The sequence below is a fragment of the Lapidilactobacillus bayanensis genome (assembly GCF_003946695.1).
GTDB classification, from domain to species: domain Bacteria; phylum Bacillota; class Bacilli; order Lactobacillales; family Lactobacillaceae; genus Lapidilactobacillus; species Lapidilactobacillus bayanensis.
This window is the reverse complement of record NZ_RHOX01000001.1, coordinates 160,394-180,307: the sequence shown is the minus strand read 5'-3', so window position 1 is coordinate 180,307 and position 19,914 is coordinate 160,394. Positions and strand designations below refer to the sequence as shown.

19 protein-coding genes and 1 pseudogene are annotated in these 19,914 nt (G+C 42.1%); 12 read left to right on the top strand and 8 right to left on the bottom strand.

The features are described from left to right. The first annotated feature begins 114 nt into the window (after nucleotides 1–114). From mvk to fni, 4 genes are read left to right on the top strand one after another with little or no spacing between them, the layout of a single operon-like run. Nucleotides 115–1,086: a mevalonate kinase gene (gene mvk, locus EKM65_RS00845; protein ID WP_125604550.1), complete on the top strand. Its 972-nt coding sequence runs from the start codon at nucleotides 115–117 to the stop codon at nucleotides 1,084–1,086. After that, nucleotides 1,083–2,051, top strand: coding sequence for a diphosphomevalonate decarboxylase (gene mvaD / locus EKM65_RS00840; RefSeq protein ID WP_125604548.1), 969 nt, complete (start codon nucleotides 1,083–1,085; stop codon nucleotides 2,049–2,051). Before mvk ends, mvaD begins: the two co-directional genes overlap by 4 nt. A 30-nt stretch (nucleotides 2,052–2,081) precedes the next feature. Then, complete coding sequence (locus EKM65_RS00835; RefSeq protein WP_125604546.1) at nucleotides 2,082–3,164, top strand: phosphomevalonate kinase; 1,083 nt, start codon at nucleotides 2,082–2,084, stop codon at nucleotides 3,162–3,164. Continuing rightward, a complete protein-coding gene (fni, locus tag EKM65_RS00830; protein ID WP_125604544.1) occupies nucleotides 3,161–4,249 on the top strand; it encodes a type 2 isopentenyl-diphosphate Delta-isomerase in 1,089 nt (362 codons plus the stop codon). The genes EKM65_RS00835 and fni overlap by 4 nt, the downstream gene beginning before the upstream one ends. 765 nt (nucleotides 4,250–5,014) lie before the next feature. Here fni and EKM65_RS00825 read toward each other — a convergent pair. Next, nucleotides 5,015–5,455: a hypothetical protein gene (locus EKM65_RS00825; RefSeq protein ID WP_125604542.1), complete on the bottom strand. Its 441-nt coding sequence runs from the start codon at nucleotides 5,453–5,455 to the stop codon at nucleotides 5,015–5,017. A 199-nt stretch (nucleotides 5,456–5,654) separates the two neighbouring features. Here EKM65_RS00825 and EKM65_RS00820 point away from each other — a divergent pair, with 199 nt between their 5' ends. The 6 genes and pseudogenes from EKM65_RS00820 (at nucleotide 5,655) to EKM65_RS00795 (ending at nucleotide 12,292) form a co-directional block, all read left to right on the top strand. Continuing rightward, a complete protein-coding gene (locus EKM65_RS00820) occupies nucleotides 5,655–7,118 on the top strand; it encodes a glycoside hydrolase family 1 protein (RefSeq protein WP_404803114.1) in 1,464 nt (487 codons plus the stop codon). Nucleotides 7,119–7,833: 715 nt separating this feature from the next. After that, a pseudogene (locus tag EKM65_RS00815) lies at nucleotides 7,834–8,514 on the top strand (response regulator transcription factor). Further along, complete coding sequence (locus tag EKM65_RS00810; protein ID WP_125604538.1) at nucleotides 8,502–9,665, top strand: HAMP domain-containing sensor histidine kinase; 1,164 nt, start codon at nucleotides 8,502–8,504, stop codon at nucleotides 9,663–9,665. The pseudogene EKM65_RS00815 and the gene EKM65_RS00810 overlap by 13 nt, the downstream one beginning before the upstream one ends. 50 nt (nucleotides 9,666–9,715) lie before the next feature. Further along, nucleotides 9,716–10,591, top strand: a complete 876-nt coding sequence (locus tag EKM65_RS00805; RefSeq protein WP_125604535.1) for an ABC transporter ATP-binding protein — start codon at nucleotides 9,716–9,718, stop codon at nucleotides 10,589–10,591. Next, nucleotides 10,588–11,691, top strand: a complete 1,104-nt coding sequence (locus tag EKM65_RS00800; protein WP_125604533.1) for an ABC transporter permease — start codon at nucleotides 10,588–10,590, stop codon at nucleotides 11,689–11,691. The genes EKM65_RS00805 and EKM65_RS00800 overlap by 4 nt, the downstream gene beginning before the upstream one ends. After that, nucleotides 11,672–12,292 (top strand): ABC transporter permease, encoded by a 621-nt coding sequence (locus EKM65_RS00795; protein WP_125604531.1) that lies wholly within the window; start codon nucleotides 11,672–11,674, stop codon nucleotides 12,290–12,292. The genes EKM65_RS00800 and EKM65_RS00795 overlap by 20 nt, the downstream gene beginning before the upstream one ends. Before the next feature lie 104 nt (nucleotides 12,293–12,396). On the opposite strand, the gene EKM65_RS00790 is transcribed toward EKM65_RS00795, so the two are convergent. Together EKM65_RS00790 and EKM65_RS00785 are read right to left on the bottom strand one after the other, a co-directional pair. Further along, complete coding sequence (locus tag EKM65_RS00790) at nucleotides 12,397–13,404, bottom strand: NADP-dependent oxidoreductase (RefSeq protein WP_125604529.1); 1,008 nt, start codon at nucleotides 13,402–13,404, stop codon at nucleotides 12,397–12,399. Next, nucleotides 13,397–13,741: an ArsR/SmtB family transcription factor gene (locus EKM65_RS00785; RefSeq protein ID WP_225420354.1), complete on the bottom strand. Its 345-nt coding sequence runs from the start codon at nucleotides 13,739–13,741 to the stop codon at nucleotides 13,397–13,399. The genes EKM65_RS00790 and EKM65_RS00785 overlap by 8 nt, the downstream gene beginning before the upstream one ends. 312 nt (nucleotides 13,742–14,053) lie before the next feature. Between EKM65_RS00785 and EKM65_RS00780 the strand changes: the two genes are divergently transcribed. After that, nucleotides 14,054–15,016 carry a phosphotransferase family protein gene (locus EKM65_RS00780; RefSeq protein WP_125604527.1) on the top strand — a complete coding sequence of 321 codons (963 nt, stop codon included), beginning with the start codon at nucleotides 14,054–14,056 and terminating at the stop codon, nucleotides 15,014–15,016. Nucleotides 15,017–15,271: 255 nt separating this feature from the next. Here EKM65_RS00780 and EKM65_RS00775 read toward each other — a convergent pair whose 3' ends face one another. Then, nucleotides 15,272–15,685, bottom strand: coding sequence for a MerR family transcriptional regulator (locus tag EKM65_RS00775; RefSeq protein ID WP_125604526.1), 414 nt, complete (start codon nucleotides 15,683–15,685; stop codon nucleotides 15,272–15,274). Between the two features lie 426 nt (nucleotides 15,686–16,111). Between EKM65_RS00775 and EKM65_RS00770 the strand changes: the two genes are divergently transcribed. Beyond that, nucleotides 16,112–17,152, top strand: coding sequence for a zinc-dependent alcohol dehydrogenase family protein (locus EKM65_RS00770; RefSeq protein ID WP_125604524.1), 1,041 nt, complete (start codon nucleotides 16,112–16,114; stop codon nucleotides 17,150–17,152). Between the two features lie 756 nt (nucleotides 17,153–17,908). On the opposite strand, the gene EKM65_RS00765 is transcribed toward EKM65_RS00770, so the two are convergent. From EKM65_RS00765 to EKM65_RS00750, 4 genes are all read right to left on the bottom strand, one after another. Continuing rightward, entirely contained in the window at nucleotides 17,909–18,112 is a 204-nt protein-coding gene (locus EKM65_RS00765) for a helix-turn-helix domain-containing protein (RefSeq protein WP_125604522.1), read from the bottom strand. 118 nt (nucleotides 18,113–18,230) lie between these two features. Further along, entirely contained in the window at nucleotides 18,231–18,701 is a 471-nt protein-coding gene (locus EKM65_RS00760; RefSeq protein WP_125604520.1) for a DUF2975 domain-containing protein, read from the bottom strand. A gap of 197 nt (nucleotides 18,702–18,898) precedes the next feature. Next, nucleotides 18,899–19,366, bottom strand: coding sequence for a hypothetical protein (locus tag EKM65_RS00755; RefSeq protein WP_125604518.1), 468 nt, complete (start codon nucleotides 19,364–19,366; stop codon nucleotides 18,899–18,901). Between the two features lie 58 nt (nucleotides 19,367–19,424). After that, nucleotides 19,425–19,910, bottom strand: coding sequence for a hypothetical protein (locus tag EKM65_RS00750; protein WP_125604516.1), 486 nt, complete (start codon nucleotides 19,908–19,910; stop codon nucleotides 19,425–19,427). Nucleotides 19,911–19,914: the final 4 nt, after the last annotated feature.

Sequence of the window (19,914 nt, the reverse complement as noted above, 5' to 3'; positions counted from 1 at the left end):
TTAACGATTATTTCAGGCCAAAAGATTAAAAAATTGTTCAAACTTCAAAAAATTGTCATCTTAATCACAAGTTAAGGTATCATAAGTTTAGGACGTCTTTAAGGAAGGTTTTTTATGAAAAAAGTTGGGATTGGCACTAGTCATGCCAAGTTGATCTTAGTCGGTGAACATGCGGTTGTGTATGGCATTCCTGGTATAACAATTCCCTTGACCGACATCAAAGTGCAAGCAACCTTGACTGCTACTAGTACGACGATGGCGGAATTGCCGAATATATTTTTTGACTCTGCACTTTATCGCGGCCAATTGACAATTGTTCCCGAAGAATTAACTAATATTAAAGCGATGATTGAAACCTTTATTGCGCGCCAAGGTACCGCGGTGCAATGGCCAGCTGATCTGCAACTGACAATTGTCAGTGCGCTTCCCTTTGAGCGTGGCATGGGGTCTTCGGCGGCAATTTCAACGGCAGTTTTACGCGCCTTATTGGCTTTTACCGCTGTGACATTGACGACGGCCGAGTTTGATGACTTGGTTAATATTTCTGAAACGATTCAGCATGGTAATCCCAGTGGTATGGATGCACTGGTGGTGAAGTCTGAACAAGGTTACTTCTTTCAACGACATGAAGTACCACAACCACTACAAGTCAACTTACCTGGTTATTTGCTGATTGTTGACAGCGGTCTAACTGGCCGAACAAGTGCAGCGGTTCAGTCAGTGGCAACGTTAAAGACGGTTAACGCGGTCTTGTGGCAAGCGCAAATGGCAGCAATTCAGACAATTGTTCGTCAAGCCAGAGTATTGTTGACCAATCATGATACCGTTTCACAACATCACTTTGGTCAACTACTTGATCAGAATCAAACTGCCTTACAACAATTGCAGGTCAGCACCCCCCAACTCAACGCGCTCGTGCAGCGATTACGTGATAAAGGTGCGTTAGGCGCCAAGTTGACTGGTGGCGGTTTAGGCGGCTGCGTCTTTGGTTACTTCGCTGATTTAACCACTGCTCAACAAGCACAAAAACAATTCTCGGAAAAAACTTGGCTGACGACTTTAGCCAAAACGGAGGCGGCTCAATGAGTTTAGCACGTGCCTATACGAATATTGCGTTCGTTAAATATTGGGGTAAACGCGATGTTGTGCAAATGCTCCCCTACAATAGTTCGTTGTCGCTGACTTTAGATCAGTTCTACACTGAAACCAGCGTTGAATTTACAGATCAAGAGACTGATCAATTTGTTTTTGAAGGTCAAGATCAACCCGTCTCTGCTAAAATAAGTCGGGTTTTAAACGACGTTCGACAAATCGCCGGCTCAAATCAACACGCCTTAGTTAAAAGTAGCAATCATGTTCCCACAGCGGCCGGTTTGGCGTCATCGGCGTCGGCCTTTGCAGCATTAGCTGTGGCTGCAAGTGATGCTGCTGGTTTAACATTGTCTCGTAAAGCATTATCGATTTTAGCACGACATGGTTCTGGTTCGGCCAGTCGCTCAATTTATGGCGGCTTTGTCTTATGGCATGCTGGTGTTGATGATCAAAGTTCTTTCGCCGAACCAATTGACGTCAACGAACAAGTTAATTTTCCCATTGCGGTGATCGCGATATTGGTCAATCAGCATCAGAAGTCAATTTTATCTGGTGCTGGTATGCAGGCTTCCGTAACCACCTCACCCTATTATCAGGACTGGGTCAAAACGGCCGAGGCAGATATTCAAACCATGTCTGCGGCAATCGCCGCTCAAGATATCGAGCAAATTGGCACGATTGCGGAAAGAAATGCCTTACGAATGCATGCGACGACTTTAAGTGCGGATCCGCCGTTTACTTATTTCGCACCGGAGACCTTACGAATTTGGGAATTGGTGCGCAAAATTCGTACAAAAGGCTTAAGTTGTTATTTAACGCTTGACGCTGGCCCTAATCCTAAATTAATATGTCAACTGCAAGACGTTTCTAAAATTATTGATTTTTTAAACGCAGAAATACCAAATCTTACTTATACATTGTGTCAACCTGGTCCTGGTGCCCAATTAATGGCGCAATAAACTATGTATTTGAAGGGTCGAAATAATTAAATGATTACTGTTAAAGCTCCCGGAAAACTTTATATCGCCGGTGAATATGCCGTGCTTGAGCCGGGACACCCCGCAATTATTGTTTCTTTGGATCGATTTATTACGGTTTCGGTTAGTGAAGCGCAAGATCAAGGAACAATTAATTCGCGGCAATACGCTGAAACTGATTTTCATTGGCGGCGTCAAGGCGATCAAATGATCTTTGATAATCGCGATAATCCGTTTCATTATATTCTTGAAGCCATTCGCGTCGTGGAAACACTCGCCTTGGAAATGGGCAAGCCATTGCGCATTTATGATTTAGATATTAACAGTCAACTTGAAGATAACGGTGGCCGCAAGTATGGCTTGGGCAGTTCTGCTGCAGTTACCGTGGGCACAGTTAAAGCTCTCTGCGAATTCTATCAATTAGCCTTATCGCGAATGGATATTTTTAAATTGGCGGCGATTGCTCATTTTAATATTCAAGGTAATGGTTCTTTAGGTGATATTGCCGCTAGTGTTTTTGGCGGTTGGTTAGCCTTTAGTACGTTTGATAAGGACTGGTTGCGAACTGTCTTGAAAAGTCGCACCTTTACCGAAATTCTAGCCAGTGAATGGCCGGGGTTGAAGATTGAAATCTTGAATGTTCCCAGCGAATTGGAACTCTTAATCGGCTGGACTGGTTCCCCCGCTTCTACAAGCCGTTTAGTTGATAAAATTACCATTGCCAAGTTTGCCCGGAAAAACCAATATCAAGATTTCTTAGCTAATAGTCAGAAATGTATTCAAGGGATCATCGCTGGCATTAAGACGGGAAATTTAGCTGCGGTAAAACGTGGGATCCGCGAGAATCGAGCGCTTTTGCGACAACTGGGTGCTTTTTCTGGCGTGAATATTGAAACTCCGGAACTGAAAGAACTCTGTCAAATCGCTGAAAAATACGGAGCGGCAGCAAAGTTCTCTGGTGCTGGTGGTGGTGATTGTGGTATCGCCATTACTGATCGCAATGTGGATCAGGCCCAGTTGATCTCTGATTGGTCCCGTCACCATATTGAGACTTTACCGCTAGCTGTCTATAACTTAAGCGAGGCTTTAGTATGACGCCTTCTCAACAAGAACAACGTAAAAAAGAGCACATCGCAATTGCCGAACGCTTATATCGACAACCGGAATTTGCTCGTGATCAATTTGCTGACGTGCGGATTAGCCACCCCAGTTTACCAGACACAAAGTTAGCATCTGTTCATTTAGAACAGATGCTCTTTAATCGACCAATTAATTATCCCATTTACATTAACGCGATGACTGGTGGCACTAACCAAGCTTTAACTATTAATCAGAAATTGGCACAGTTGGCAGCACACTTTAAAATCCCGATGGCCGTTGGTTCCATGAGCATTTTGAAACACGAGCCAGAATTAGCCGCAAGTTTCACAGTTGTGCGTCAACAGAATCCTGACGGTGTTGTCTTTGCAAACGTCGGTGCTGATCACCCGACCGACTTTGCTGAAGAAATGGTGCAATTACTGCAAGCAGATGCTCTACAAATTCATTTAAACGCGGCTCAAGAATTTGCCATGCCTGAAGGCGATCAAGACTATTTGTGGTCGACAAAATTAGCACACTTACAAGCAACTATTGGTCAAACGACCCCGCTGATTGCTAAGGAAGTCGGTTTCGGCATGAATGCGGCGACAATTAGCCAACTTTTACAACTCGGTCTACAAAATATTGATGTTTCCGGAATTAGTCGAACTAATTTCATCGAGATTGAGAACCATCGCCGTAAAACTGCCCTAATTTCCGATTATAGCGATTTTGGCTTGACGGTGATTGAGAGTCTGCTGCAACGGCTAAACGTGCAGCAAGCTCTTAATATGCGTCCAGAAATCACATTTGCCAGTGGTGGGATCAGGACACCTTGGCAAGCAGTCAAATGTTTGGCCCTTGGTGGCGATCTCGTGGGCATGTCAGCTTATTTCTTACATTTAGTATTGCACCACGACTTCGATGAAATGAGTGTGTTATTTGGAGCCTGGTTGGCAGAATTCAAAGGTATTTTCGCAATGTTGGGTTGCAATAACGTTGCTGATTTGCGGAAGTTGTCATTGATTTTAAGCCCAGAATTATTTTCGTTTGCTCAACAGACTGGGTTGGATTGGGCGACCTTTAGTGGACAACGCTAATTGAAATAATATGAACTAAAACTGTTATCTAGCACTTTTTCGCGCTTGCGCAAAGGTTGCATATGAAGTGTGCGAGTATCGTGAGGGAAAATAAATACTTTCGCTGGAACGTGATGGACGCTGCTTGAAGCCAATTTTTGCAAAATTGTCTCCAAGACAAGCCTTATTGTAACAACTAAAGTTGCAACAATAATGTCACTACTGAGCGGTATTCTTTCGCCGCCACTAAGCTAGCAAGATGGTAACCTTTGCGCAAGCGCTGAATTAACATGTAGTTACACTACCTTCCAATTTTTAGAAACACAAATTTGCAGTTAAATCACACCATATCTCGTTTGTCAGTGCCGGAGGAAAATCGCGGTCAGCCGCGAAATTCTTGTTAGTGGTTTACCACTTACAAGAAAGTTTGTATTTGAGACAAATCGGTTTTTGATTTGGCTCAAATCAAACTCGCAGCGTTCCACCAGCGTATTTTCTGTAGGCACGAAGAAGCACAATTCAATAGTTTTCGGTCCTAGTATTCATAACGAAGCTTGCGTTTGAGACGAATTGGTTTTTATTTGGATCAAACCAATGCTCGCAGTGTTTCCACCAGCACATTTCTCACGGGCACAAAGAACAGCAATCATAATCGTCACACAAAGAACAACATAATAGGACAGACACTAAAAGGAGCTCAATCCCAAAAATGGATTTAGCTCCTTTTAACATTTATTTTTAGTTTTGACTTGGTCTTGTTGATGGCTAACTGAACAATATGCTCACTTAACGATTGTTCAGCGCATAAATAAAGGCCAGATAATTGGCAAAGTCACCAATTCTTTGACGGTGTGTGGTGATATCAGTTTTAGTACGTTGATTACTCTCGGCTTGTAAAAAGAGTTTTTCCGTCCAGGCTTGACTGGGCCAACCGTTCTTTTGGCAAAGTCGTTCGAGAATGATAAAGTTGTCGAGAACGGCGTTGTGTGCCTTAGTACGAGCGCTATCTTTAGTCATTCTTTCCGAGCGTGATAAGGCACCCCACCCTGCACGAATTACTGTATATTTAATGGCTGTCTGAATTAAGTCTTGCCAAATCTCTTGAAAGTCAGCATCGTTAGGATCAATGGCCGTTAAAATTGTTTGATGAAGTTGGTTCATATCGGTCAAAGTTAAATGTTCACTTTGTGTTAAATAAGTTTGATAGCTCACTTGTTCTTGACTCATTAACTGCACCCCCATTTAGTTGCTACAATCATTATCGTAACAGAAAATAAACAGCTTTTCATTTCTTGCCGAATAAAATTAGCGTTTTCTTTTTCAAGTTACTTGGCTTAGAATAAACATGAATTGACTGCTGTTGGTTGATATCAGCAGTCAACCGAACTTTTGCTTGACGAAAATATGGTGTTAATACAGGAGGCAAATTTTGACAACATTTCCGAAAGATTTTTTGTGGGGCGGCGAGACTGCTGACTTTCAGTATGAAGGTGGCTACGATCAAGACGGTCGTGGTTTATTAAGTCATGATTTTGAAACAACTGGTTCAGCGACGCAACCACGGCAATTGACGTTGCGTTTAAAAGATGGCAGTCGTGGCACAGTCAATGCGCACGATTCGTTGCCTGCTGGCGCTGAGGTGGCTTTATATGACGATGTTTACTACCCTAGTCACCAAGCGACGGATTTTTATCATCATTGGCAAGAAGATATTGATTTAATGGCAGAGATGGGTTTCACTACTTATCGTTTTTCGATTTGTTGGAGTCGAATTTTTCCAACTGGTGATGAAGCTGAACCTAATCAAAATGGTCTACATTTTTATGATCAAGTGATTGACTATTTAATTGCCAATGGAATTGAGCCAATCGTGACGATTTGCCATGATGAATTACCCAACGAGCTCTGTGTGAAATATGATGGCTGGTCCAGTCGCCATGTGATTGATTGTTATGTGAAGTACGCCGAAACGTTAATTCGTCATTATCGTGGCCGAGTTCGTTATTGGATCACTTTCAATGAAATTAATATTTTAAGCGGTTATATCGCCATCGGTACTCATCAACAAGATCCGCAGACACGTTATCAAGCCATTCACCACATGTTTGTCGCCAATGCGTTAGCAATCAAAAATGGTCGCGCAATTAATCCTGAGGCACAATTCGGGGCAATGTATGCCTTAAGTGAGACTTATCCAGCAACCTGTAAACCAGAAGATGTTTTTGCGGCTTACCAGACACGACGCAATGATGGCCTATTCTACGTTGATGTTATGGCGCGTGGTTATTATCCTAACTATACGGCAGAAAAGTTCGCTGCAGAAGGTGTCACTTTGCAAACAACACCGGCTGATTTGCAATTACTTAAAGAGAATACAATTGATTTCATCTCCTTTAGCTATTATCGGTCGATGGTCGCGACGGCTCAAGCAGACGGCAGCGTTAAAGTTAATAATGAGAATCCCTATTTAGTTTCAACACCTTGGGGCTGGCCAATTGATCCGCTGGGTTTGCGTTATTGTTTGAATGAATTATACGACCGCTACCAGAAACCATTGATTGTCATTGAAAATGGCTTGGGTGCTGTTGATGAATTAACGGCAGATGGACAAGTTCATGACGATTATCGCATTAATTATTTACGCGATCATTTAAAAGCAATTCGTGATGCGATTACACTTGATCATGTGCCATGCATTGGTTACACCATGTGGGGCAACACCGATTTGGTTTCTTTGAGCACCGGCGAGATGAAGAAGCGTTATGGTTTTGTCTATGTCGATATGGACGATCAAGGTCACGGCTCACTTAAACGGATCCGCAAAGATTCTTTTGCTTGGTTTAAACAGGTACTCGCTAGTCACGGTGCTGATTTAACACGTCAAATTTGAGCGGTGCTAATCTGTGCTTTCTCACATCCGCAGGAAGTTGTTTATCAAACGTAGTGCGTTGTCGTGGTCGCAAAGAAACACTTGGTGCAGGAACATTACTGTTCAAAAGCGGTGGCAACTAAAACTATTATTTTAGACTTCTTCGCGCTTGCGCAAAGGTTGCTTGCATACGAAGTGTCGCGCGTACCGTGAGGGAAAATAAATACTTTCGCTGGAACGTGGTGGACGCTGCTTGAAGCCAATTTTTTGCAAAATTGTCTCCAAGACAGGTCTTGTAGTAACAGCTAAAGCTGCAACTACAATCTCACCACTGAGCGGTATTTATTTTCCCTCACTAGACAAACGAGCGGGAAACCTTTGCGCAAGCGCTGAATTGACAAGTGGTTGAATTACCTTCCAATTTTGAGAAGTGAAAATTTGTGGTTTAATCGCACTAACTCACTTTAGTCAGTGCCGGAAAGAAATCGCGGTCAGCTGTGAAATTGTCGTTAGCGATTTATCGCTTACGACAAGGCCGAGCTTTAAGACAATCGTAGATTGGCTTAAAGTCGAGCCCACAGCGTTCCACCAGCGTATTTCCCGTAGGCACGGAGAAGTGCAACATAACAGTTCTAGGATTTGCCGCTCTCAATAAAGTTCACCCACGTATTTCTTGTACGCACAAAAAAGATCGATCTAATAAATTCAAAGTACTTTATTTTATAAGGAGCCAACTATGGATAATCGGATTCTTGTCGTTGATGACGACCCTGATATTTGCAAGATGCTGCTGCGCTTCTTCACCAACTACACACCGCATTATTTACTTGATACAGCCGCAAGCGGTGAAGCCGCCCTTCAGTTACTCACTAAAAAACCAGACTTGATTTTGTTAGATGTCAGTTTACCCGACATTAACGGGTTCAACTTAGTCGCCCGCATTCGTCAATTTACAAGCGTCCCGATTATCTTTTTGACAGCACGTGTGAGTGATCAAGATAAGATCCGCGGGCTCAGTTCTGGCGGTGATGATTATGTCGTTAAACCCTTCTCGCTTGGTGAACTTGCCGCTAGAATTGACGCGCATTTACGCCGTGAAACGACTCAGAAACATCAAGATCAGGTCGCCGCATTTGGTTCGGTAATCGTTAATTACACTGCAAAAATAGTTACCGTCGACTTGCAATCATTAGATCTAGCACTCAAACAATATCAGCTCATCGAATTGTTGAGTCAAAACCCGAATCAAGTCTTCAGTCGTGAACAACTCTACGAAAAAATCTGAGGTTATGACGCTGAAGGCGATAGTCATGTCATCGCCGAACATATTCGCCGCATTCGTCATCAATTTAACCAGCACCACACAGCGACACCAATTGAAACAGTCTGGGGAGTGGGTTATCGATGGAAAAATTAAGACAGAGGTTAGCTGACTTACCGATTAGACAAGCGCTACTCCATATGACCCTGATTGGTACTTTGCTTGCCACCGCGCTGATTTTGATTTTCATTCTCAGTTGGAACAGCTTACTTGATCTCGTGCACCCCTATTTTATTAATCATAGACTCCTTGGCTTTTCAACCGAACTGATTGGGATATCTCTGCTGTTTGGCGGTGGTATTCTGGGGAGCTTTTTGATTTTAGCGCTGGTCATGCGCAAAACCGCTGACATTTTCTATCAGATTAAGCTTGCACACTCACTGGAACAGCTAAACTATGGTATTAAGCAAATTCAAGCGCAGAATCTTGACTTTGAACTCCACAATTCGAATCACGACGAGTTAGGCGCATTAACCCAATCTTTTGAGCAAATGCGTTTGGCCTTGCGTGATGCATTACAGCAGTCGTGGCGGTTACTCGAAGACCAGAAGGAAGTTAACGCGGCCTTTGCTCATGATTTGCGCACGCCACTGACTGTGCTTCAAGGTGACGCCGAGATGTTAACGACTCGTCTTAAACAGACTGACACGCAGGAATTAGTACAAGACATGCAAGCACAGTTGGTTCGTGTGATCGATTTTATCGGCTTGATGAGTAAAATTACTTCGTTACAAGTAGCACCAGTAACAAAGCAAAATTGTACGCCCGCAGAACTGACAAATCTGGTCCAACGCGAAATTAAGCTTGTTCCTGCTCAACTTCAAATTAACTTTGTAATCAGCAATCAGATCCAAGAACAAAGCACATTCAATTTACCAACAAACGCAATTCTTGAAGTGCTTGACAATCAGTTGAGTAATGCCAAACGCTTTGCTAAATCTGTCATTAATTTAACCTTAACGTTAACGGCACAAACACTTGAAGTCCGAGTGTTCAATGATGGCCCTCATCTTTCCGCAACTGAGCTCGCTAATGTGCGTGTGCCGTTTTTCTCACAGCAAAGTGCTGATCACCATCTGGGTGTGGGCATCTGGGTGTGGGCATGTATATCTGTAAAGTGCTTTGTCAAACCAACGGTGGTGATTTCATCGTTGGCAATGTTTCAACAGGCGTTGTCACCAGCGCTCGTTTCAAAATTTAACCGTCAGTATTTATTGATAGTTTGGCATTTGTTGATAGATAGTTGATAATTACTTGTTATCGTCTTCTTGTTACTAAAACAAGGAGGCGTATTTTTATGAGTTCGATTCAAATTTCAAATCTCACCAAAGAGTATCGCAAGAAGCCAACACCAGCGCTCAACCACCTAACCCTCGAAATCGGCAATGGTATGTTCGGCCTGCTGGGTAAGAATGGTGCGGGTAAATCAACCCTAATGAAAATTCTGACGACACTGGAACAACCAACGAGTGGCGTTGCTAAAATTTGCGATATTCCCCTGACACAACCACAAGCAGTTCGTAACCTGATTGGTTATTTACCACAGAACTTTTCCTTTTATCCCAACATGAAAGTTAAGGCTGCTCTGAGCTATTTGGCCACGCTCGCCAATGTGCCGGTTCGTGAGCAGAACGGTCGCATTGCGCAACTGCTTGATCGTGTTAATCTAACAGCTAAATCCGGCACTAAAGTTAAGGCCCTGTCTGGCGGAATGCTGCAACGACTTGGTATTGCGCAAGCACTGATTAATAATCCTCAAGTACTGATTGTTGATGAACCAACGGCGGGACTTGATCCAGAAGAACGAATCCGGTTGCGCAATCTCTTGACAGATTTTGCCACCGATCGAACTGTTCTGCTTTCAACACACATTGTGTCTGATGTTGAAGCGACAACCAACCAAATCGGTGTTTTGGATCATGGTCAATTACTATTCACTGGGACAACGACTGAATTAACGGACTTAGCTAGAGGGCATGTCTATCAAGCGCTGATTCCTGCTGAATCTGCGGTTCATTTTAAGCAGACACACCAGATTAGTGAGCAAGTGACGGAGACTAATCAGATTCACTTTCGCTTTATCGCGGCTACTACTTCAGAAGTGCCAGTGGTACCAACGCTTGAGGAAGCTTATCTCTATTTGCAACTACAACATGAGGGGGCGATCTCGTGAGATTATTATGGCTTGAAATAAAACGGCTATTTAATAGCCTTGCATTTTTGATATACAGCGCGCTGGTGTTTGCATTCATTGTCATCAATGTTAATCCAATGATGAATCGTAGCTTGGCGCACATACCTGCCCCTAACGACTACGACTCGATTTATGCGACCGATTTTCGAACGATTAAAACTAGTGTACTTGACCAATTGACTACCGAATACACTATGAATAGTTACACCACCTATCCACTGGGATTTGCCAAGACAACGTCACTCGCAGCAAACAAACGCAATCAGATGCGCACCAAGATTATTGCCCTGCGGCAGGCACCAAATCGACCAACATTGAACGCGACGCTCAAGCTTGTTGATCAACTTTTAGGCGGACATTCAAGTTATACACCGTCAAATGTCGTCACATTAGCAAGTAGGCAAATGACCTCTCGTGAAGCAAAACATGATTATCATTTGATTTTGGAGCGTGACAAAATCTCTGGAGCCTTTGCGCGCGTCTTTGCAGATATCGCTACGCTAATTGTCGGTATTTTACCGACCGTCATTGTACTGGCCTTCTGCGCTGACGATCGTCGCAGTCACGCAGCGGCAGCAATTCACTCTAAGGCAGTTTCACGTAATAGACGGCTATTAACTCGATATGCTGCCAGCCTGCTCGTTTTGTTGCTCCCAGTGCTTGCAGTGAGCGTTTATTTAACGATTCAAGTGGTCAGCTCGTACCCGCATCGCTCACTCGATCTATTGGCTTTTATGAAGGCGGCCATCATTTGGGTATTACCAACCTTAATGGTCAGTAGTGCCGTCGGGTTTTTGACGTATGAGCTATTCGGTAACTTTCTTGGTTTTGCCGGCCAGATTTGTTGGTGGCTTGTCACCATGATGCTTGGCGCTCGCCGTGTTGATGGTTATTACGGGTTGCTGCTGATGCCTCGCCATAATTCACTTCACAACGTCGCCTACTTTTACGAGCATCTCAACGATCTGCTTCTCAATCGAGCCAGTTATGTCCTATTGGCCTTAATCATGATTGGCATCACAATGTTAATCGGACAGATTAAAAAAGGGGGCTACCTCATTGCTTTATCACGCCATTAGCAAAGATCTTAAAGCCAACACATTATTGATGACCTTCGTTGCAATCGCGTTAGCTTGTTTACTGCCGCTACTGTTCAACCTTGCACCAACTGCTATTGTACAAGCGGCAATGCCAGGTGAACTTTTCGTACCACTGATTGCGATTATTTGCTTGCCAACAGTCTTTCTCCCCGATCAGTCAGCGTCTATCCAAGCGGTGATTAATAGTAAACATTTCCGACTACCATTGCTTCAATTTGCCCGAATTCTGTGGTTTTTATTGATATTGAGTCTACTAGATATTAGTATCGTGCTGATATATCGCGTGCATACGAGCCCAGTTTCATTACTGCCTTTGCTTGCAGATTTTATGACGAAAAATCTGTTATTAGCTGGCGTTGTTGTCATCAGTTATCGTCTCACGAAGAATATTGCAGTAACCTATATTTTACCAATGACCTATTTTGCACTTTGTTTAGGATATGCCGGCTTGGGATCGTTCAACTTACTCACACTCATGCATGGACGTCCGATAACAGATTGTCGCTGGCAATTACTACTATTACTGGCAAGTTTAATACCCGATGATTTTCTGAAATCTAGGCATGCTGATCACACATAATTGATTGACAGTGTTAGGCCACCCATTTTTTCAGCTAGCCACTTTTTCCGAGTTGCTCAATTTTTTAACGAGGCAAATAGTGTGCCTGTCATCAGCAATCATTATCAATTCATGGTCACAACGACTTTTCCAACTGTGTGTCCTTGTTTTGAATAGGCTAATGCGGCTGGAAGTTCAGCGAAAGAATAAGTTCGATCGATAACGGGCCGTAGCTGCCCTGCTTCGAGCCACTCTGTTAGTTGTTGTAGTTGGGCGCCGCTTTCGTGCATTAAATAGAATTCATAGCTGATCTTTTGTCGACGAGCTATTCGTCGATTTTTAGCGGAGACAACGGCAAAGGCCGCTTTCTTGAATACGCCTAAGTGCTGTTGATCGGCAAAACTAGGCTGCGGCATATTGTTGAGTGTCAGATACTGACCACCAGGTTTTAAAATTTGTAGGGCCGTGGTCAAGTTTGTTTCCCGGCGCGTATCCAAAAAGCCATCATAATCACGTAAAGTTTTAGTGAAATCTTGGTGCTGATAATCAATTACGGTATTTGCACCTAATTGTTGCAGCAAGAGACTATTTTTGGTGCTGGCGGTGGTCGCCACTTCTAAACCAAGAATTCGGGCAATTTGAATAGCCATTGTTCCAACACCACCGGATCCGCCATTAATAAATAGTTTTTGACCAGGTTTTGCTGCTAAACGAACGTGAATAATTTGATACGCTGTCAAGCCTACTAAAGGAATCGCCGCTGCTTCAGCTAACGAGTTGTTTTGAGGCGCATGGGCCAAATTGCTTGCGGCGACGGCACTGTATTTGGCAAAAGTGCCACCTTCTAAGTGACCAATTCGTCCATAAACATGATCGCCAATCTTAAACTTGGTCACGTTTTTCCCTACAGCAACGACTGTACCTGCCAGATCATTGCCTAAAATTAGTGGGTATTGAAAGTGATCGGCGTAAAATAAATCGATTGTGCGGTAAATCTGATCGACTGGATTAATACTAACCGCCGCAACTTTAATTAAAACTTGTTCGGCAGCCATGATTGGTAGCGGTACTCGTCGAAATTTAGGCGTCACCTTTGAGTTTTGCGCGACTAGCGCTTGCATCGTTTCAGTCATGATGAATAGTGTTCTCCTTCAGTGTTGCCAGATTGGTCAATAAAGTTTGTAACTTATCAAAATTAGTTTGAATATCGGCGTAATAAAAATTCATCGCGCCTTCATGACGAACTGAAACCAGTTTTGCTGCGCGCAAAATTTTCAAATGATGTGAAACGGCTGGCCGCGATAAATTGACGGCCGCGGTAATGGCACCAACACGTAAGCCCGTTGAACAAGTCGTGTCACATAATACTAATAAAATGTTTTGGCGGTTAACATCGCCTAGTGCTTCAAACATTTCTTGGCAGTCAGTAAATGAGTTTTTTAAGGCTGTCACAGATTTTTTCATCGACATCAATAGATCCTCCATGATAAATTCGTTCATTGGTTTAAACATATCAACCATCTTACGTTTATTAGCATATAACCTCGTCAAATTATTAACAACCATGAGAAAGAAAATCGAGACCATCAAAAATAGCAAAACGAAAATCAAATCGTTTCCTAAGAGGTACCATTAGCAATTTAGTTCTGACTAACTTTCTAGAACTGAATTCAGGTGAGCAATTATTTGACATTTGAAAGCCCTTGCAGTGTTGGCAAAGCAATGCTAAAATATCTCCATGTAAATTTGTTTAACGAAATATGTAGGTAATGGGGAGAATTTATGGGCTCATTTTTATACCAAGAGTTGACTAATCAAGAATTAACGGCTATTGTTCAGCAACAATTTAAGACGGTAGATTTTGCCAGTAAGTTAATGCACGGGGGATTATTCAATACCACCTATCAAATCAAACTGCTCGCTACTGGTGATAATTATGTTCTGCGAGTGGGCCCGATTAATCGCCAGCTGCTACTACCCTACGAACAAAAATTAATGGCAGCCGAAGTTGAAATATATCAGCGATTGCACGCCGCTAATATTCCTTGTCCAACAATTGTGGTCTATGATGAAAGTCGAACGCTACTTGATCGTGACTATATGATTGAAAAATTTGTGCCCGCGCATTCTTTGGCTGAAACGACGAAGACTGAATCCCAATTAACACCACTATATCAGCAACTAGGCACGGAGCTTCATCGAATGCATGCGATTACCTCGCCAGTTTTTGGCCGTGTTGCTAATATTATTGCTGGTATTAAATTCTATTCTTGGTGGGATTATCTATGCAGCGAAGTTGATCAAAACACTGAACTCTTATTAAATCATCAGATATTAACCCCACTTGAGAGTGAACAAATTAAACAAATCTTTCAAAATGCCCAATTATTATTTGTTCACATTAAAACTGCGTCATTGGTTCACGCTGACTTGTGGGAAACCAATATTTTGGTTAACGAGGCTGAAACAAAAATTGTTGATATCATTGATGCCGATCGGGCTCTTTATGGTGATCCCGAGTTCGAATTTGCCATGGATTGGTCTGATAAGCCGGCAATTTATGAAGGTTATGGTCAGCAACCTGATCAGTTACCGCCGACAATTAAACGCCGCCTGCTTTACCAAATCGTTTATTGTTTGTCTAATACTTATGTTTATTTCGTTGAGTACGATGATCCTATTAATGGTGAAGCATCGAAAGCTAAGTTGTTAAAGAAAGTCGCAGATTTTGAAAAGATGAGTTAAATAAAAACAGCCTTAGACACAATTCCACAACAAAGAACTAAGATAAAAATCTGAGTGTAAATACTTTAACTGCACGACGCTATGCGACTAAAAGTTTAGTGAAGAAATAGCGTCGTGTCGTTAGTCAGCAATTCGACTCAATTTTCGTCCTATTTCCGTGTTGGGAATTGTGTTCAAGGCTGTTTGCAACCATTTGGATCGTTATCGTCAATAATGACTAAATTATTTTTTTAAGTCGATTAATTTAATGGCGATCTATTCAAAGCGTTTCAGGTAATCTTCAAAACTCTCGTCATGGCTAATCGATTGATCTAATTTGCCGTCGTACCAGGCAATTTTGCGGCGTAAAACGGCTAAATTGGCCTCACGTTCGCGAATTTCGGCTTCACTTTCTTTTTGAACGCGGCGCAATAGTGCACGACGTTGTGGAATTGTTTGATCACCTTGCGCACGCCACTTAACATAGTCCTTCAAGTCGTTTAACTTCATGCCCGTCCCTTTTAAATGCAGCAAGAAACCTAGCCACTTAATATCCTCGTCAGTGTAAAAACGAACACCATTATCATCACGTTGTGAAACAACCAGGCCTTCGTTTTCGTAATAACGAAGTGTATAAGTGGAAAGTCCCACTAGCTTAGCAAATTCGCCTATTTTATATCGTGCGTTCATTTTTTAATCCCTTTCGTTGTAAAATCATTAAGATTATCGATCGTGTGCTTAAAGTCAATATAGCGCTTAGAGTATGCTCTAAGTCAAGTAGCACCCGATTATTTTTATTCCAATCTTTTGATAGTTGGGTTGTCCTTGCGCTAGGGAGTTATCAAGAAGTTAGAAATATCAAAATATTTTTTTGTTAGAGCTGCCTTAGTAACATCATTCGCCATTAACTTTGATTTCCCGATTGGTTGTCACCGAATTGTTTTTAATTTAACCATAATACTTGCCTTAGAGTGTACTTTAAGGGTTATAGTACAAGTGAAACTAATGTTTATTTCGACATTGAAGTTAATCGCATCACTACCTGATGAAATCAATGTCAATATTGCATCAGTAATCGGTTGACCTAAATTTTATAAAAATTAGGAGGAATTATTTATGAAAGCAGCAATGTTTATTGAACCAGGAAAAATGGTTGTTGAGGAAGTCGCCAAGCCGACGATTGAACAACCAACTGATGCCATTATCAAAATCGTTCGGGCTAGTGTTTGTGGTTCTGATCTTTGGTGGTATCGGGGAATTTCTCATCGTGATGCTAACACGTTAGTTGGTCATGAAGCAATTGGAATTGTTACTGAAGTTGGCGCAGAAGTGACGGATATTCAGCCAGGGGATTTCGTCATTGCCCCTTTCACTCATGGTTGTGGTCATTGTGCTGCCTGTCTAGCCGGTTTTGATGGCGATTTTTTGAATCGCGAAGCCGGTGGCAATGGCGGTTATCAAGGTGAGTATTTGCGTTTCACCAATGCCAATTGGGCGCTAGTTAAAATTCCGGGACAGCCCAGTGACTATACAGAAGATCAATTGAAATCTCTCGTTACTTTAGCCGACGTCATGGCAACTGGTTATCACGCTGCAGCTAGTGCAGAAGTTAAGTCTGGGGATACGGTAGTTGTGCTCGGTGATGGTGCTGTTGGACTATGCGGTGTCATTTCAGCTAAATTGCGCGGTGCTAAACGAATTATTGCGATGAGTCGGCATGAAGATCGACAAAAGTTAGCCCGTGAATTCGGAGCTACCGATATTGTTGCTGAACGTGGTGCTGAAGCTGTTGCTAAAGTCATGGTGCTAACTGATGGTAACGGCGCGGATGCTGTCTTAGAGTGTGTTGGTACCGAACAATCCGTTGATACTGCAGTCAAGGTTGGTCGCCCTGGCGCAATTATTGGCCGTGTTGGCATTCCTCAGGATCCTAATATGAACACCAATGAATTGTTCTTCCGCAATATTGGCTTACGCGGTGGAATTGCCTCGGTTACGACTGATGACAAACAATTATTATTAGATGCTGTCTTATCCGGTGAGATTAATCCTGGCAAAGTCTTTACCCAAAGTTTTGCTTTAGCGGACATTCAAGCAGCTTATGAAGCCATGGATCATCGTACTGCAATCAAGTCATTAATTGTTGTTTCTGATTAATTCAGAGAAACCATAATACAAAATATTGAAGTGGAACGAATAATGAGTTTATCACTGGACTTAGATCTTCGTCTAACGACAACCTAAACAAAGAGAGCTGGGATTTTTGTCCCGGCTCTCTTTGCGTCTACGCAAATTATACTCATGGAACGTGTGATATTACAAACCGAAGAAGTAGAAACTAGAATGCTAAAACCTAGAACTGTTATGTTGTTCTTCTTCGCGCTTACACAAAGGTTGCTCATGTAACGTGCGCGTTGCCGTGGCGGCGAAAGAATACTTTGCGCTGGAACATAGTGGGCGTCAATTTGAGCCGATTTAAGTACGAATCGTCTCAAATGCGAGCCTTATTGTAGTCGATAAATCGCCAACAATAACGTCACTACTGAGCGGTATTTCTTCGCCGCCACTAAACAAATAAGATGGCAACCTTTGCGCAAACGCTGAATTGACGAGTGATTAAATTGCCTCTCTAAAATTTTGAGAAGTACAAATTTGAAGTTAAATCCCACCACATCTCTTTTGTCAGTGCCGGAGGGAAATCGCGGTCAGCCGCGGCATTCTTGTTAGTGGTTTACCACTTACAAGAAAGTTTGCATTTGAGACAAATTGGGCTTTGATTTGGCTCGAATCAAGCTCGCAGCGTTCCACTAGTGTATTTTCCGCAGGCACGAAGAACAGCAACATAACAGTTCTAGGATTTGTCATTCACAACAAATCTTACATTTAAATTGACGCGCCACTATTCCACCATACTTATTGTTGATATTCAATTAAATCACCGGGCTGGCATTTTAATGCGACACATAATTTTTCCAAGGTTGAGAAGCGAATCGCCTTAGCCTTGCCGTTCTTTAAAATCGAAAGATTGGCCATGGTGATGTCAACTTGTTCTGATAATTCGGTCAGAGACATTTTGCGCTCTGCCAATAAAATATCTAGCTTAATTTTAATTGCCATAAAGGCCCTCCTAGCTCACGATTATGATAGTTTCTTAGCGAAAATTGCTAAGAAACCTCTGATATTTGTGGCGGTGTCCGTTTAACTTAGGTAAAGCACACCAAGTTGAAACAAGGCCTTAAACGGTCAAATCATTTTCGTCTTTCATCGTAATTGCCTTAATCAATAATTGCTCTAAAATCGCCGCAAAAATTCCCACGGCGAAAGGTAAACAGACGATACCGAAGCCGATCAGCATTAATCCGGGTGCATCTTCAGCTTGAACGTTTTGGTAAACCATTGGTAAAATCCCGATTAAATCAATCCCGATCAAGAAAATGGTAATCTTAATATGTCGAACAGTTGGCAAGGCCAGTTTAGAAAAGACTTGTTGATTCTGAATGATATTTAACAGTCGGTTTAACCAAAACGCAATTAAAATTAGCAGTAAACTACCAAGTGTCAGTGAAATTGCGAATAAAGTCGCGCTAATTCCCATTCTTAACGTTGCGCCGCTAAATAATTTAAACGCAATCATCGTCGCAAAGAAAAGAACCAGTGCCACGGCAGCAATTAGTGCGAGTTTCAATATAATAATTTGACGTTTCAAGAGACCACCTCAATCTAATTAATTAATTTTAAGATAGCACATACTTTATCGATAATCAATAAATAATTATTGGGATTCAATAAAACATTATTTTGCGTCATTGTCTTTAATCCGTCAAACTAAAGTAAAAAAAGGAGCTGAGATTTTATCTCTGCTCCTCTAAAACGATTATTGTAGCACTTAAGAATGAGCTCTAATCAACGACGCAAAACGCCCGCTTGCATCCCTTTGACGAAAGCCGAATACGAAACTTGTAGATACTGACGATAAAGCTGATAAAATTGACGTTGGGACTGGTGTGTTACATCTGTCGTCAATAAATGATATCGATGGGAATGATCTTGATAAACGATTCCATAAGCCACAGATGTATCAGCATCATGATTTGAATCGGTGACCGCATATAAATAAACCGGCGTCCCCGCTTGCAAAAAATTAGATTCGCCATTATTAGTCGGCTTTTTGCTGGGGGAAATCTTATCTGAAATGGCACCAATTTTATGATGAATCGCATTCGTGGTGATTGACTCGGTACTTAATTCAAAGTATAAATCTTGCAAATAGACAGATTTTGTCTGAGCAGCCTGAGGACGTGCTAAGTAAAGTATTAGGAAACCAAAGATTAAAAAAAGGGCAACACTAAATAGTGTGAATTTTTTACGCATCTCCAATAACCTCCTGAAAAGCTGATTTTATCATGTTGTTCAAAACGCTTATCTTCTTTTATTCGACGATATACTTAACAATTCGATTGAGGCGCACTGCTCCTTGATGACGATCGTTTTTAAATTGCATGATATTTAATTGGTGTTGGCCAGAGGTCAATTGTTTTTTATGCAAAGGAATAGTGCTCGAACCTTGGGTGTCAGCAATTTGATCGGCAGTTAGTAAAACTTGGTCAATGAAAAAGAAAGTCACATTAGCCGGTGTAAAATTTCCTAAATCTATTTCTAGTGCTTTCGTCTTTGCAGAAAGCTTTAGCGGTTGTTGGGATTTTATTTCGTGACCATTTAACGCTAAAACTCGCCCTTGGCCAACTTCTTGATCCGTAACAACTCGATATTTTTCACCAAAATGCCAATCCTTAGTTAGTTGCTCGCCATTGATCGAGTTCGAATGTTGTGCTGTTTGACAGCCACTAATTAATAACAACGCACTAATTAAAAGTGCGACAAATTTAATTTGATTTGGCACTAACCATTTTGACATTGGT